This is a genomic window from Streptomyces sp. NPDC055140, assembly GCF_053607285.1.
The window spans coordinates 147,769-162,429 of sequence record NZ_JBSGTG010000007.1 but is presented as its reverse complement, the minus strand read 5'-3'; the positions used below and the strand labels follow the sequence as shown (position 1 = coordinate 162,429).

Genomic DNA, 14,661 nt, shown 5'->3' with positions numbered 1-14,661 from the left:
TGCCGGGCGCCTTGCGCTGTGCCTGCGAGTGCTACGCGTCGGCCGCCTGCGCCCGCAGCGCGCGCTCCACGCCCGCTCGGGATTCCGAGACCAGACGGCGCAGGGCCGCGTTCGGTTCGGCTGCGCTGAGCCAGGTGTCCGTTGCGTCCAGGGTGGGCTGCGAGACCTGGATCGCCGGGTAGAGGCCGATCGCCACCTGCTGGGCCATCTCGTGGGAGCGGGACTCCCAGACGTCCTTGACCGCGGCGAAGTACTTCTCCGTGTAAGGCGCGAGCAGGTCGCGCTGGTCGGTCTGGACGAACCCAGCGATGACCGCTTCCTGGATCGCGTTCGGGAGCTTGTCGGACTCGACGACCGACGCCCAGGCCTCCGCCTTCGCCTCGGCGACGGGGCGCGCCGCGCGGGCCGTCGCAGCGTGGCGCTCGCCCGCCGCGGTCCGGTCCCGCTCGTACTCCGCCGTGATCTCCGGCTCGTCGTAGCGGCCGACCGCCGCGAGCCGCTCCACGAACGCCCAGCGCAGCTCCGTGTCGACGGCCAGGCCCTCGATGGTCTGCGTGCCTTCGAGGAGCGCCTCGAGCAGGTCGAGCTGCTCCGGGGTGCGGGCCGTCGCCGCGAACGCGCGGGCCCACGCCAGCTGGTGGTCGCTGCCCGCCTCCGCGGCCCGCAGGTGCGCCAGCGTCGCCTCGGTCCACGTCGCCAGCGCCGCGTCGCGTCCCACGGGGGCCGCGTACAGGTCGATGGCCAGCTTCACCTGACGGTGCAGGGACTGCACGACGCCGATGTCCGACTCCTTGCCGATGCCCGACAGGACCAGCTCCAGGTAGGCGCTGGTGGGCAGTTCGGCGTCGCGTGTCATGTCCCAGGCCGACGCCCAGCACAGGGCGCGCGGCAGGGACGACTCGAAGTCGCCGAGGTGCTCGGTGACGAACGCGAGCGACTTCTCGTCCAGGCGGACCTTCGCGTACGACAGGTCGTCGTCGTTGAGGAGGATCACCGCCGGGCGGCCCTTGCCGACGAGCTGCGGGACCTGGGTCAGCTCGGTGGCCGTGACGTCCAGCTCGATGCGGTCGACGCGCACGAGCTTGCCGCTCGCGGTGTCGGTGTCCGGAGCGGACAGGTCGTACAGGCCGATCGCGATGCGGTGCGGGCGCAGTGTCGGCTCACCCTTGGCGCCGACGGGGAGCGCGGGCGCCTCCTGCCGGATGGCGAAGGACGTGATGACGCCGTTCGCGTCCGTCTCGATCTCCGGGCGCAGGACGTTGATGCCGGCCGTCTGGAGCCAGGCCTTCGCCCACGCCGTCAGGTCGCGCCCGCTGGTCTCCTCCAGCGCGCCGAGGAGGTCGGACAGGCGCGTGTTCCCGTACGCGTGGCGCTTGAAGTACGCCTGCACGCCCTGGAAGAACTCGTCCATGCCGACATACGCGACGAGCTGCTTGAGGACGCTGGCGCCCTTGGCGTACGTGATGCCGTCGAAGTTGACGAGGACGTCGTCGAGGTCGCGGATCTCGGCCATGATCGGGTGCGTCGAGGGCAGCTGGTCCTGCCGGTACGCCCACGTCTTCATGGAGTTGGCGAACGTCGTCCACGAGTGCGGCCAGCGGCTGCCGGGGGCGTACGCCTGGCAGGCGATGGACGTGTACGTGGCGAACGACTCGTTCAGCCAGAGGTCGTTCCACCACTCCATCGTCACGAGGTCGCCGAACCACATGTGGGCCAGCTCGTGCAGGATCGTCTCCGCACGCACCTCGTACGCCGCGTCCGTCACCTTCGAACGGAACACGTACTGGTCGCGGATGGTGACCGCGCCCGCGTTCTCCATCGCGCCCGCGTTGAACTCCGGCACGAAGAGCTGGTCGTACTTGGCGAACGGGTACGCGTAGTCGAACTTCTCCTGGAACCAGTCGAAGCCCTGCCGCGTGACCTCGAAGATCGCGTCCGAGTCGAGGAACTCGGCGAGCGAGGGCCGGCAGTAGATGCCGAGCGGCACGGACTGCCCGTTCGCGCCCTCGTACGAGGAGTGCACCGAGTGGTACGGGCCGACGATCAGGGCCGTGATGTACGTGGAGATGCGCGGCGTCGGCTCGAAGTGCCAGACGTCATCCTTCGGCTCCGGGGACGGGGAGTTGGAGATGACCGTCCAGCCCGTCGGCGCCTTCACGGTGAACTGGAAGGTCGCCTTGAGGTCCGGCTGCTCGAAGGAGGCGAAGACGCGGCGCGCGTCCGGCACCTCGAACTGCGTGTACAGATAGGCCTGCTGGTCGACCGGGTCGACGAAGCGGTGCAGCCCCTCACCCGTGTTGGTGTACGCGCAGTCGGCGACGACCCGCAGCTCGTTCGGCCCCGCCTCCAGGTGCTTGAGCTCGATCCGCGAGTCGCGGAACACGGCGGCGACATCGAGCGAATGCCCGTTCAGGACGACCTCGTGGACCGCCGGGGCGACCAGGTCGATGAACGTGTGAGCGCCCGCCTCGGCGCTCTCGAACCGCACGCTGGTCACGGACCGGTAGGTGCCGCCCTCCTGCGCTCCCGAGAGGTCCAGCTCGATCTCGTACGACTCGACATCGAGCAGTTTCGCCCGCTGCTGCGCCTCTTCACGGGTCAGATTGGTGCCAGGCACGCGGTCATCTCCTAGATCCGGTCTACGTTTGTGACGTTCCGGTCATCCTTCCACGAGGGAAGCGGAGAGTGCGATGTCCGTTTTCCGCCGGTGAACCCGCGCGCGCGGGACGAGCCTGGAGTACATGACCACGTACACCGCACAGCCCATCGCACCGGCCACCCTCAAGGAGCTGCGGGACACCGACGACGCGGGCCGCCCCTGCGTCGCGTTCACCGCCACCGACGACGCGGCCGTCGGGTCCCCGCTGCGCTGCTGTCTGCGCTCCGTCGAGCCCGGCGAGCGGATCGCGCTCGTCTCGTACGCGCCGCTGCGGCGCTGGAGCGCGACCACGGGCGCGCACCCGGGCGCCTACGACGAACAGGGCCCGGTCTTCATCCACGCCGACGACTGCGGGGGACCGGCGGCGGACGCCGGCGGCTACCCCTTCGACCGGCCCGGCGCCCTGCGCACCGTGCGCCGCTACAACGCCGAGGGACACATCGTCGGCGGGCGCCTCCTGGAGATCCCCGAGGACGCGACGGCCGGCTTCGACGCGGCGTTCGCCGAGGCGTTCGGCGACCCGCACGTGGCGCTCGTCCACGTGCGGGCCCTGGAGTACGGCTGCTTCCAGTTCGAGGTGCGCAGGCCGCGGTAGAACCGCCGCGCGTCGGCAGCGGGCGGGCGTCAGCCCTTGAGCTCGGCCGCCACCAGCTCCGCGATCTGCACCGCGTTCAGCGCGGCGCCCTTGCGGAGGTTGTCGTTCGAGACGAACAGCGACAGACCGTTCTCCACGGTCTCGTCACCGCGGATGCGGCCCACGTACGAGGCGTCCTGGCCCGCGGCCTGGAGCGGCGTCGGGATGTCGGAGAGCTCGACGCCGGGGGCGCCGGACAGGAGCTCCGTGGCGCGTTCGACGGAGAGCGGACGGGCGAAGCGGGCGTTGATCTGGAGCGAGTGGCCCGAGAAGACCGGCACGCGCACGCAGGTGCCGGAGACCTTGAGGCCCGGGATCTCGAGGATCTTGCGGGACTCGTTGCGGAGCTTCTGCTCCTCGTCCGTCTCGTTCAGACCGTCGTCGACGATGGCGCCGGCCAGCGGCAGCACGTTGAAGGCGATGGGGCGCTTGTAGACCTGGGGCTCGGGGAACTCGACGGCGGAGCCGTCGTGCGTGAGCTTGTCCGCCTCGGCGACGACCTTCTGCGCCTGGCCGTGCAGCTCGGCGACGCCCGCGAGGCCGGAGCCGGAGACCGCCTGGTAGGTGGCGACGACCAGCGCTTCGAGGCCGGCCTCCTCGTGCAGCGGACGCAGGACCGGCATCGCGGCCATCGTCGTGCAGTTCGGGTTGGCGATGATGCCCTTGGGGCGGTTCGCGATCGCGTGCGGGTTGACCTCGGAGACGACCAGCGGGACCTCGGGGTCCTTGCGCCAGGCCGACGAGTTGTCGATCACGACGGCGCCCTGGGCCGCGACCTTCTCGGCGAGCGCCTTGGAGGTGCTGCCACCTGCGGAGAAGATGACGATGTCGAGGCCCGTGTAGTCGGCCGTCGAGGCGTCCTCCACCGTCACACCGTCGGTGACCGTCCCGGCCGAGCGGGCCGAGGCGAACAGGCGCAGCTCGTCGACCGGGAAGTCCCGCTCGACGAGGATCTTGCGCACGACCGTGCCGACCTGACCGGTGGCTCCGACGATTCCGACCTTCACAGGGTTTTCCTCCGTACGTACACGAACAGAACAGCGGGGGTGCCGCTCCATGATGCGTCTGTCCCCGGCGGCCTTGTCCAATCCATTGTCCGAGGTGCGGGACGCCACATTCATCCCTGTCTCACGGTGCGAACGTTTTCGGCTGCGCCGGCGTCCTAGGGGAAACGCGGGAGAGCCAGGGGGAGGGGAGGGGCATTGCTGCGCAGAAGAACGCGCCGCGCGGAGGCGGCCGATCCGCTGGATGCCGTACAGGAGGACCGGGTGCGGGCCGTCCTGTCGCTGGGCGGGGTACCGCACGGCGACCTTCAGGACGGCGTGCAGCAGGTGCGGCTGCGGCTGCTGGAACGGGCCGCGCGGGGCGACGAGGCACCGCGCGACGTGTCGGCGTGGGCCGCCGTCGTCGCCTCGAACCTGGCGATGGACTGGCACCGGGCGCGCCGCCGCCAGGAACGGCTCGGCGAGCGCCTCGCCTCGCTGCGTCAGGAACAGCCCGCGCAGGACGGCGCCGAGTCGCGCGTCCTGTCGCTGGCGGTGGCGCAGGGCCTGGACGAGCTGCCGGACACCCAGCGCCAGGTCGTCGTGCTGCGCTTCTACGCGGATCTCCCGGTGCGGGCGATAGCCGACGAGCTGGGCATCCCGGAGGGCACGGTCAAGAGCAGGCTGCACACGGCGGTACGGATGCTGCGGGTGCGGCTGCGCGAAGGGGAGGTGGTGTGACATGGAGCACGAGGACCGCGCGCTGATGCTTGCGCTCACCGGGGAGCCGCTGGCCCAGGAGGACGCGGCCGACCCCGAGGCGGTGACCGCGCACGCGGCGGCGGAGGCCGATGTCGCGCTGCTCGCGGAGCAGGTGCGGGGGATCGGGGACGCGCTCGCCGCGCGGGCGAAGCCGGAGTCGCCACCGGCACCGGAGTTTGTGCCGGCTCCCGGGCCCGGTCCGGCTCCCGGGTCCGCGTCGGTGAAGCCGCTCGTGCCCGTGTCCGTGTTTCCGACGCGGCCGCGCCCCCGGCCCCTCGTCGTCGCGTTCAAGACGCTCGCCGCGGTGTGCGCCGCGGGGATGCTGGGCGGGCTCGCGTGGCTCGCGGTCGACGGGGGCGCCGGGGTGAGCGAATCCGCGAGCGACAAGTCCGCGAGCGACGCCAAGGCCGGCGCCAAGGGCAAGGGCGGCGGGGAGAGCGGGGAAGTCACCCCGGAGGGCTTCGTGGCGTGCTCGCGGCTCATCGTCGAGGGCACCGTCGTCCGGGTCGAGCCCGTGCCCGGCGCGCAGCGCGACACGATCACGCTCACCGCGACCCGCTACTACAAGCCCGCCGAGGGACCGGAGAAGGTCACCTTCCGGATGGACCACGACGTCGACCCGCGCCTGAAGCCGGGCGACCGCACGCTGATCAGCATTCCCAAGGGCGAGGAGTTCCCGGACAACTGGGCCACGAAGGCCAAGGACCGCGCGTCCCTGCGCGACATGGTCGTCAACGCGCTGCCCGGCTCCCGCGCCCTGAAGTGCTCGAAGGCCCCCGGCCCGGGCGCGTGACGGCTAGTACCGACGGGACGGCGAAGGGAACGGCAAAGGGCGGGCGCCTCTCAGGACGCCCGCCCCCGCCGTTACCGGACTACCGGGTCACCGTTACGGCGTGACCTTCTCGATCTTCACGCTGCCGAGCCCGGCGACCGTGCCGCGCCCGTTCAGGAGCTGCACCTCGCCGAAGAACTCGCGGCCCTCCGGCGCGGCCGCCGCGGCGACGACCTCGGCGGTGACCTGGGTCGACTCACCGTTGCCGAGCTTCACGGACTTCGCCTCGTCGACCTTGACCTGGCCGAGCGTCGGGGAGAAGAACACGTCGCGGTAGTCGTACTCCGTCGAACCGGACGGGACGGAGTAGCCCACGACCTCGACCGTGTACGTGCCGGCGGCCGGCTTGCTGATGCTGACGGCCTCCTCGGAGTCGCCGTCGGCGGACTGCCCGACCACGTTGCCGTCCTGGTCGTAGACCGTCAGGTCCAGGTCGGCGGAGTTGTCGGAGACGCCGCCGATGGCGACGTCCAGACGGTCGGCGCCCGCGGGGACGACGACCGTGGAGGTCTGCGTCTCACCCTCCTTGAGGGACGGACGCGCGGTCTTGGACGAGCCGAGCGGGCCGCCCTTCAGCTTGCCGTCGAGCGCGGCGAACTTGTTCGTCACCTTCCAGGAGACGGCGGCCGGGGTGCCGACCTTGGCCTCGGGGACGGTCTGCACGGCCGGGTCGAAGGCCGCGCCGAGCACGGCGACGTCCAGCTTGTACGGGTTGTCGAGCTGCGGCGACGTACGGCGCGCCTCGACCTCGATCTCCCAGACACCGGCCTGCGGGTCCGCGTACGAACGCAGGTCGGGGCGGCAGACGTTGGCCGGGTTGTAGTTCGGGTAGCAGCTCGGCGTCGACGTGTCGTCGACCGGGACGCCGTACGGGTGGATCGAGATGAAGCGGGTCTGGCTCTTGTCCTTCAGACCGCTCATCGCGACCTCGAGGGACTTCGCGCCCTCGGGGACCGTCAGGAAGTACGACTTCGTGCTGTTGCGCTGCACGGAGCCGGAGTCCGAGAAGGTGTACGACGGCTTCGCGAGCGGCGTCGCGACGACGACGGTCGCCATGACCTGCTGGTCGACGCCCTCGGTGCGCGGGTCGTCCACGTCCAGGATGGCGCTCCGCAGACCGGCGCTCTTCGGCGCGGCCTGCACCTTGACGGTGACCGGCTTGTTCAGCGGCAGCGAGACGGTGTCGTCGCCGAGGATGCGGAACGTGGAGCCCGAGTTGTTCTTGAGGGACAGCTCGTGGCGGACCGCACGGTCCGGGCCCGACGTACGCGTGACGGTGACGTCGTAGGTCTTCTTCTGGCCGGCCTTGAGACCGCCCTCGCGGTCGTAGATGCCGGTGCCGAAGCCCGGGTCCTGGAGCGCGTAGTCGATCGCGGTGTCGACCGGGGCCTTCACCGTGTAGGTGTGGGCGTCCGCGCCGCGCTTGATGGACTTCCACGCGTCGACGATGTCGATGAGGCCGGAGCCCTCGGCGTACGCCTGCTCACGGCTGATGTGCTTCGCGGTCGAGGTGAGCGCCGTGCGCAGCTTCGCCGGGGTGAGCGCGATGTGATTCTGCTTGGCGGCGGAGAGCAGCAGGGCCGAGGCGCCCGCGGCCTGCGGGGAGGCCATCGAGGTGCCCTGGAGCATCGAGTAGCCGGCCGGCAGGTTGTAGCCCGCCTCGGCGACCGGGGAGCCCGGCAGCCAGGTCTGCGTCGTGTTGATCGCGGCGCCGGGCGCGGTGATGGTCGGCGTGAAGCCGCCGTCCTCACGCGGGCCGCGCGACGAGAACGGCATCATCGCGTACGACTTCTCCACGCCGGAGCCGTAGTTGGCGGCCCAGGTCTCCTTGGAGATGGACGCGCCGACGGAGATGACCTTGTCGGCGAGGCCGGGGTCGCCGATGGTGTTCGCGCCGGGGCCCGAGTTGCCCGCGGAGATCACGAGCTGGACGCCGTTGTCGTCGATGAGGCGCTTGTAGAGCAAGGCGCGCGCGTTGCTGCCGTCGTTGAGGGCGGGCAGGCCGCCGATCGACATGTTGACGATGTCGACGCCGCGCTTGGTGACGAGGTCGATCATGCCCTCGGTGAGCGCGACGTTGGTGCAGCCGCCGGACCAGGTGCAGGCGCGCGAGGAGACGATCTTCGCGCCGGGCGCCGCGCCGCTCATCTTGCCGCCGAACAGGCCGTTGGCGGAGGTGATGCCCGCGACGTGCGTGCCGTGCTCGGACTCGATGACGCCGATGTTGACGAAGTCGGCCTTCTTGCCGGTCCAGTCGCCGCCCAGCGGGTCCATCGGGACGTCCTTGCGGATCTCCACGACGAACGGGATCCGCTCGACGACGTCGGTCGCCGGGTTGTCCTTGCCGAAGTACCCGATCTGGTAGCCGTCCTTGTACGGCTTCATCGGGGTGTCGTCGGTGAAGTCGGCGTTGTTGTTGAGGTCGACGGTGACCGTGCCGGCCTTGGCGTCGTAGAGGACGGCCCAGGAGTCGGTGGTGTCGCCGTCGCGGTTCAGGTCGCCCTTGGCGTCGCCGCCGGTGGTGGCGGACTCCTTGAACGTCGAGACCTGGTACGAGCCGGCCGCGGCCTTGAAGGTCCGGCCGCCGAACGTGAACGTCGGGCCGCTCACGTTGGTGATCATCGCGCGCCAGGTGGCGTCGCCGTCGACGAGCGGGTCGGTCGAGGTGACCCAGTCGACGATCTTGCGCTCGCCGGTGGTGGTCTTCTGGAGCGCCGGGTGACCGAGGTCCACACCGGAGTCGAGGATGCCGATCGTGACGCCGCGGCCGTCGGCCTTCGGGTTGTCCTTCACGAAGTCGACGGCGCCCGTCTCGAAGGACGGGTTGTACGGGTTCCTCGCCGGGGTGTTCTTGCCGGGCGCGGCGTAGGAGCCTTCGGCGGCCTTCGAGCCCTTGGCGGTGTCGCCGGCCGGAGTCGGGTCGTCGAGCTCGATCTCGTGGCGCAGGTCGATGCCCTGCACGGAGGAGAGCTTCTCGGCCGCCTTGATAGCGGCGTCCGCCTTGGCGGTCGGCACGGTGGCGCGTACGTAGCCGAGCTTGTCGTAGGTCCGGCCGACCGAGCCACCCTTGACGGCGTCGAGCTGGTGCGCGACCTGCTCGGTCGCGCCGGGGGCGGTCGCGACCATCATGGTCACGTTCTTCGCGCCGGCCGCCTCGGCCTGGTCGAGGAGCTGCGCGTCGGACGAACCGAGCTTGTCACCGGCCGACTTGACGGGTGCGTCGGTCGACGGGGTGGTGTCCGCGTCCGCGGAGTAGGCCAGGGGTATCGGCCCGGCGGCGGTGAGCGCTGCGACGAGGCCGGCGGCGGCCGCGAGCCGGGCCGCCCGTCTCGCTCCGGATATCGGTGCGCGCTGGGGATCGAGGGTCATCAGCATCCCTGTACGTAAAGGTCGGAAAGGGTCCGGAATTCGGTGCCGGATGACCGGTCAGCTTTACGTAAGTGACGTCTGTTTGGGGAGAGTTGCCCGTGACGTGATCAGGACATGGCGTACTTCCGCCATACGTCATCGCGGACAAAGCGGCGTATACGGGGAAACGCGCTCGGCTGGGCACGGCGCACGCGCCCCGCAAGGAGTCCCGCCCGCCGCGTCACCGACCCGCACGTTCACCACCCCGACCCACCGCGGACCGCATAACGTCACCGTGTGCACAGGGAACTGAGGGTCGCGGCCTACGCAGTCTGCGTACGGGACGGGCGGGTGCTGCTCGCCCGCTGGGTGGCCGGCGACGGCACCAGACGCTGGACGCTGCCGGGAGGCGGCATGGACCACGGCGAGGACCCGTACGACACCGTGATCCGCGAACTCGACGAGGAGACCGGCTACGCGGTCGAGCCCGGCACCCTGCTCGGCGTCCACTCCGTCCTGCGCCGCTACCCGCGCAAACTGGGCGCCGTCGCCGACTTCCACGGCCTGCGTCTCGTCTACGAGGGCCGTGTCACCGGCGGCAAACTGCGCCACGAGGTGAACGGCTCCACCGACATGGCCGCCTGGCACACCCTCGACGAGGTGCCCCGCCTCGCCCGCGTCGAACTCGTCGACGTAGGCCTCGAACTGTGGCGCGACAGGCCCACGTCGGGCCACCTCTTCCCCGAAAAGTGAACACGGAGTGACCGGCTCCTCTACGGCACACGAGGCGTGCGTGACCGCGCAGGGTGGCCGGTGATCCACGTGGCGTGATCGGCGCTGCCCGTTGCGGCCTCGTTAACGCGCAGGTCATCCCCGATGTCAACGATCCAGTACGAGCGGGTAGTTCTGCCACGGCGAGCGCCCCGCGACCACTGCCGACGCGTTCGCACTCGGGGAGACCGCGCCATGCCGCGCATACGCTCTGTCGCCGACACCGCTGCATCCGCCACCGCCGCCAAGGCCGCCTCCATCGCCTCGGCGCTCGATCGCCGCACCTTCCTCGCCGCGTCCGGAGCCGTCTCCCTGACGGCCGGGATCGGCTACGCACTCGGCCCCGGCACGGGCAGCGCCGTCGCGGGCCCCGCGCCCGCGGGCCCCGTCCCGGCCGCCGTCTCCCGCCGGGCCCCCGCCGCCCCACTCGCGCCCTACACGCGCGGCACCACTCTCGGATCCGTCGCCGCCGCCCCGGCCGGCGCGGGCTACCGGCGTCTCGGCGACGGCCCCGCCTGGCAGCGTGTCGTCCGCGGCGACCTCGCGTCCGCCAAGTCGGGGCGCGAGGGCCGGCGCACCGCGCTCGCCGCGTTCGTCCAGTTCACCGACCTGCACCTGGTCGACGTACAGCACCCGCTGCGCTACGAGTACCTGCGCTCCCAGACCGCCAGCGCCTGGCGCCCCCAGGAGTCCCTCTCGGTCGCCGGGGCGGTCTCCCTCGTGGAGCGGGTCAACGCACTGCGCGGGGCGCCCGTCACCGCGTCGCCCCTGCACTTCGTCATGACGACCGGCGACAACACCGACAACAACGCCAAGTCGGAGCTGGACTGGTTCCTGAAGGCGATGAGCGGCGGGCGCATCACCCCGAACACCGGCGACCCGCGCCGCTACGAAGGCGTGCAGGACAGCGGCCTCAAGCTGTACTGGCACCCGGACGCCGCCCTGCGCGACGCCGACAAGCAGCTCGGCTTCCCCCGCCTCCACGGCTTCCTGGACGCCGCGATCGGTGAGCTGCGCAGCCCGGGGCTCAACCTGCCCTGGTACTCGACCGTCGGCAACCACGACGCGCTGCCGGGCGGCTGCTACGCGCCCGGCGACTCCTTCTTCGCCGACTTCGCGGTGGGCGGGCGGAAGCTGATGGAGCTGCCGGACTCCGCCGGTAAGGCGATCTGGGACAACGTCAAGAAGGGCGGCGACCCCAAGGGCCAGGCCTTCAAGGACCTCCTCAAGTCCCAGGCCCGCCACATGCGTTCGGTCACCCCGGACGAGTCCCGCGCCCCCTTCACCCCGGCCGAGTACCTCAAGGCCCACCTCGACCCCGCGCACACGGGCCCGGGCCCGCACGGCCACGGCTACACGCAGGCCAATGTCGACGCCGGCACCCAGTACTACGCCTTCCGCGTCTCGGACGACATCCTCGGCATCAGCCTCGACACGACGGACCCCGGCGGCCACTACGAGGGCTCCATCGGCACGGCCCAGCTCAACTGGCTGGAGCGCACACTCAAGGACAACGAGAAGAACGGGGGCTCCCACGTCCTCGTCTTCAGTCACCACACCAGCAAGACCATGCGCAACCTCCGCCAGGACCCGCACCACCCCGGTGAGGCCCGGCACGGCGGCGATGAGCTCCTCGCGCTCCTCGGCCGTCACAGCAACGTCCTGGCCTGGGTCAACGGCCACAGCCACAAGAACGACATCACCCCGCACGCGGGCCCCGAAGGCCGCTCCTTCTGGGAGATCTCGACCGCGTCCCACGTCGACTTCCCGCAGCTGGCCCGCGTCATCGAGATCACCGACAACCACGACGGCACGGTCTCCCTGTTCACCACGCTCATCGAGTCCGCGGCCCCGCACCGCACCGACTTCACCGACCTCACCCAGACCGGCCTCGCGGCCCTCTACCGCGAACTCTCCTTCAACGCCCCCGGATCCCGCGCCACCCTCTCCGGCACCCCCGGCGACCGCAACACGGAACTCGTCCTGCGCAAGGGCTGAGAGCCAAGGCACTGGACGCAAGGCCTGAGACGCAAGGGATGAGAACGGCTTGATCCCGCCCAACCCGATCATGGCCCTCAACCCCTTCCCATGGCCCCTGAGTCACCCAGGTCGACCGCAGCACACACAGCTGCAGAACATCGGCGAAGGAGACACGGGATGTCAGTGCGTACCGGCCTGGTGGGTGTGGCCGTAGTGGTGTCGGTGACGGCGGGGGCGCTCGCGACCCCCGCTCTCGCCGACGCTCCGGCCAAGGACGGACACCGGGCGACGCAGCAGGCCATGGACGCCGCAGTCGCGGCGGGCGTGCCCGGGGTGACGGGGCAGGCGACGGACAAGTACGGCACCTGGAAGGGCACTTCGGGCCTCGGCGACCTGCGGACGAACACCCCGCGCGGCGACCGGGACCGCTATCGCGTCGGCAGCATCACCAAGACGTTCGTCGCGACCGTCCTCCTCCAGCTGGAGGCCGAGGGCAGGCTGAGCCTGGACGACACCGTCGACCACTGGCTGCCCGGCATCGTCACCGGACACGGCCACGACGGCCGGAAGATCACCGTCCGCCAGCTCCTCAACCACACCAGCGGGATCTACAACTACACGGAGGACAAGGACTTCCAGCAGACCGTCTTCGGGCGCGACGGCTTCCTGAAGCACCGCTACGACACCTGGGCACCCGGCAAGCTCGTGTCGGTCGCCATGGCCCACAAGCCCGACTTCGCGCCCGGCACGTCCTGGAACTACTCCAACACCAACTACGTGCTGGCCGGCATGGTCGTGAAGGAGGTCACCGGCCACTCCTACGCGGACGAGATCCGCCGCCGCATCATCGAACCCCTCCACCTGCGCGCCACCAGCCTGCCCGGCACCACCGTCACCGTGCCGCGCCCGGCGAGCCGCGCCTACTCCAAGTTCCCCGACGACCCGGACAAGAAGACGTACGACGTCACGGAGCTCAACCCGACCCTCGCCTCGTCGGCCGGCGAGATGATCTCCGACTCGGCGGACCTGAACCGCTTCTACTCGGCGCTCCTCGGCGGCCGGCTGCTGCCCGCCGCGCAGCTCGCCGAGATGAAGAAGACGGTCACCGTGCCCACGGGGAAGGGTGAGCCCGAGGTCGGCTACGGTCTCGCCCTCATGCGGCAGAAGCTGAGCTGCGGCAAGGAGATCTGGGGCCACAGCGGCGGCATTCACGGCTCCGGCTCGAATGCCGTGACCACGCCCGACGGCCGCCACGCCCTCTCGTTCAACTTCAACGGCGACTGGACGGGCGACAGCCAGGCCGTCATAGAGGCCGAGTTCTGCCCGAAGTAGTAGCAGCCGGCGCGTAGATGAGCGGCCGGGGACCGGCGGTGCTCAGTGCGGGAGGACCATCACATACGCCGCCGGTTCCCGGTCCACGGACGCCATCAACGCGGTCCGTACGACCGTCGCCTGCTGTTCGAGGGACTCGCGCAGCTTGCGCGGCGTGAGGTGGACGACGGTGATCCCGAGGCGCTCCAGGTGCTCGCGCTTGCGGGCGTGCTCGGACCACTCCAGGCCGTCGCTCTCCTCCTGGAGTTCCGGGCGCAGCCCGTGCCGGGGCGCGTTGGGGCATCCCCTGCTCGAGCGAAGCCGAGAGCTCGGGGAAGTGTCCAGCTCCACGGCGACGGCCTGGTCGGGCCAGTACGCGTCGACACCGCCGAGGTGCGGCCCGCCGGGCATGCGCAGGTCCACGTTCCACAGCGGGTCGGGCAGGCCGTACTCGCGCACCATCTCGTACAGCCGGTCCTCGGCGATGGCGCGCCCCTCGGCGAGCAGCGAGTCCACGGCGTCGATGACGTGCGGACGGGTGAGGAGCCTGGCCTGGTTCAACTCCCGTACCACGGCGGCGGGCTCGCAGTGACCGCCGCGGACGGCCTCGGTGAGCACGCGCCGCACCGCGCCCGCGTCGTCGAGCTGGGCAACGGCGTCCGCGAGGGCGCGCGGCACCGGCGCCACCGGCACCCCCGCGATCCGCTGCGGTGTGGGCATCCCGTGACTGCGCACGAGCCGGGCGAGACCGGTCGAGCGCAGCCGCCGTGTGCGCGGCACCATGACGTCGATCCGGTCGAGGGAGAGCAGCGGCGGAACGGAGACGAAGCGGTGCAGGGCCAGTGCGGCAAGACCCGTGACCATCGCGTTGGCGTACGGGGCCTGGGGCGCGGCCTGCGGGGGGTGCGGCTCGTCGGGGGTGGTCTGCGTGGGCACGGCGACAGCGGTACGGGTCTGGGGGCGGCCCGCGTACAGGAGGACCGCGTGCAGTCGCTCGTCGGCGGTGGGCGGGCCGGGGTGGAGCAGATACACGCCGGGCAGGAGCTGCTGCCAGGGGCCGCCCGGCCGGCACTGCTCGTTCAGGGCCGCGGAGTTGACCCCGTGCGTCTTGAGCTGGGCGGCGCTCAGGACGCGCTGCCGGCAGTCGTCGAGGTGCTGGAGGGGGCGGGGGGACAGCGGGGTGTTGTGGTTCATGACCTGGCCATTCCCGGCGCAGGCCGGGCCCCTAACCGCTGTTACACGCTCGTCGACAAAAAGGGACAAGCCTGCCCTAAAGTACGGGCGTTCGACTGCCGAGAAGGGCAGGCGGGGCGACGGGTTACGGCCGGAAGTACCCGCGTTCGGTAACTCCCGGCCGTAGCAGCCCTGTTGTGCCTCTCGC

Annotated in this window: 10 protein-coding genes; 6 read left to right on the top strand and 4 right to left on the bottom strand. The window is 70.9% G+C overall.

Features of this window, described 5'->3' with window-relative positions:
- Positions 1-31 precede the first annotated feature (31 nt).
- Complete coding sequence (gene pepN, locus ACWFR4_RS16200) at positions 32-2,617, bottom strand: aminopeptidase N (RefSeq protein WP_453652952.1); 2,586 nt, start codon at positions 2,615-2,617, stop codon at positions 32-34.
- Between the two features lie 124 nt (positions 2,618-2,741).
- On the opposite strand from pepN, the gene ACWFR4_RS16195 reads away from it, so the two are divergent.
- Positions 2,742-3,254 carry a DUF1203 domain-containing protein gene (locus ACWFR4_RS16195; protein ID WP_453466097.1) on the top strand — a complete coding sequence of 171 codons (513 nt, stop codon included), beginning with the start codon at positions 2,742-2,744 and terminating at the stop codon, positions 3,252-3,254.
- A 29-nt stretch (positions 3,255-3,283) separates the two neighbouring features.
- Here the strand turns inward: ACWFR4_RS16195 and ACWFR4_RS16190 are convergent, their stop codons facing one another.
- Positions 3,284-4,300, bottom strand: coding sequence for an aspartate-semialdehyde dehydrogenase (locus ACWFR4_RS16190; RefSeq protein ID WP_453652950.1), 1,017 nt, complete (start codon positions 4,298-4,300; stop codon positions 3,284-3,286).
- A 195-nt stretch (positions 4,301-4,495) separates the two neighbouring features.
- Here ACWFR4_RS16190 and ACWFR4_RS16185 point away from each other — a divergent pair, with 195 nt between their 5' ends.
- Both ACWFR4_RS16185 and ACWFR4_RS16180 read left to right on the top strand, forming a co-directional pair.
- Entirely contained in the window at positions 4,496-5,017 is a 522-nt protein-coding gene (locus ACWFR4_RS16185; protein ID WP_453466099.1) for a sigma-70 family RNA polymerase sigma factor, read from the top strand.
- Between the two features lies 1 nt (position 5,018).
- Entirely contained in the window at positions 5,019-5,831 is an 813-nt protein-coding gene (locus tag ACWFR4_RS16180) for a hypothetical protein (RefSeq protein ID WP_453652948.1), read from the top strand.
- 93 nt (positions 5,832-5,924) lie between these two features.
- Here ACWFR4_RS16180 and ACWFR4_RS16175 read toward each other — a convergent pair whose 3' ends face one another.
- Positions 5,925-9,239 carry a S8 family serine peptidase gene (locus ACWFR4_RS16175; RefSeq protein ID WP_453652946.1) on the bottom strand — a complete coding sequence of 1,105 codons (3,315 nt, stop codon included), beginning with the start codon at positions 9,237-9,239 and terminating at the stop codon, positions 5,925-5,927.
- A gap of 276 nt (positions 9,240-9,515) precedes the next feature.
- Between ACWFR4_RS16175 and ACWFR4_RS16170 the strand changes: the two genes are divergently transcribed.
- The 3 genes from ACWFR4_RS16170 to ACWFR4_RS16160 all read left to right on the top strand — a co-directional run bounded on the left by ACWFR4_RS16170 (position 9,516) and on the right by ACWFR4_RS16160 (position 13,301).
- Entirely contained in the window at positions 9,516-9,971 is a 456-nt protein-coding gene (locus tag ACWFR4_RS16170; protein WP_453652944.1) for an NUDIX hydrolase, read from the top strand.
- Positions 9,972-10,184: 213 nt separating this feature from the next.
- Positions 10,185-11,987, top strand: a complete 1,803-nt coding sequence (locus ACWFR4_RS16165; RefSeq protein WP_453652942.1) for a TIGR03767 family metallophosphoesterase — start codon at positions 10,185-10,187, stop codon at positions 11,985-11,987.
- A 159-nt stretch (positions 11,988-12,146) separates the two neighbouring features.
- Positions 12,147-13,301: a serine hydrolase domain-containing protein gene (locus ACWFR4_RS16160; RefSeq protein ID WP_453652941.1), complete on the top strand. Its 1,155-nt coding sequence runs from the start codon at positions 12,147-12,149 to the stop codon at positions 13,299-13,301.
- A 42-nt stretch (positions 13,302-13,343) separates the two neighbouring features.
- On the opposite strand, the gene ACWFR4_RS16155 is transcribed toward ACWFR4_RS16160, so the two are convergent.
- Positions 13,344-14,474 (bottom strand): hypothetical protein, encoded by a 1,131-nt coding sequence (locus ACWFR4_RS16155; protein ID WP_453652939.1) that lies wholly within the window; start codon positions 14,472-14,474, stop codon positions 13,344-13,346.
- Positions 14,475-14,661 lie beyond the last annotated feature (187 nt).

Excerpts from the sequence above, each read along its gene's own strand:
- ACWFR4_RS16195 (WP_453466097.1), top strand. The coding sequence starts at position 2,742 with ATGACCACGTACACCGCACAGCCCATCGCACCGGCCACCCTCAAGGAG.
- ACWFR4_RS16180 (WP_453652948.1), top strand. The coding sequence starts at position 5,019 with ATGGAGCACGAGGACCGCGCGCTGATGCTTGCGCTCACCGGGGAGCCG.
- ACWFR4_RS16175 (WP_453652946.1), bottom strand. The coding sequence starts at position 9,239 with ATGACCCTCGATCCCCAGCGCGCACCGATATCCGGAGCGAGACGGGCG.
- ACWFR4_RS16165 (WP_453652942.1), top strand. The coding sequence starts at position 10,185 with ATGCCGCGCATACGCTCTGTCGCCGACACCGCTGCATCCGCCACCGCC.
- ACWFR4_RS16160 (WP_453652941.1), top strand. The coding sequence starts at position 12,147 with ATGTCAGTGCGTACCGGCCTGGTGGGTGTGGCCGTAGTGGTGTCGGTG.
- ACWFR4_RS16155 (WP_453652939.1), bottom strand. The coding sequence starts at position 14,474 with ATGAACCACAACACCCCGCTGTCCCCCCGCCCCCTCCAGCACCTCGAC.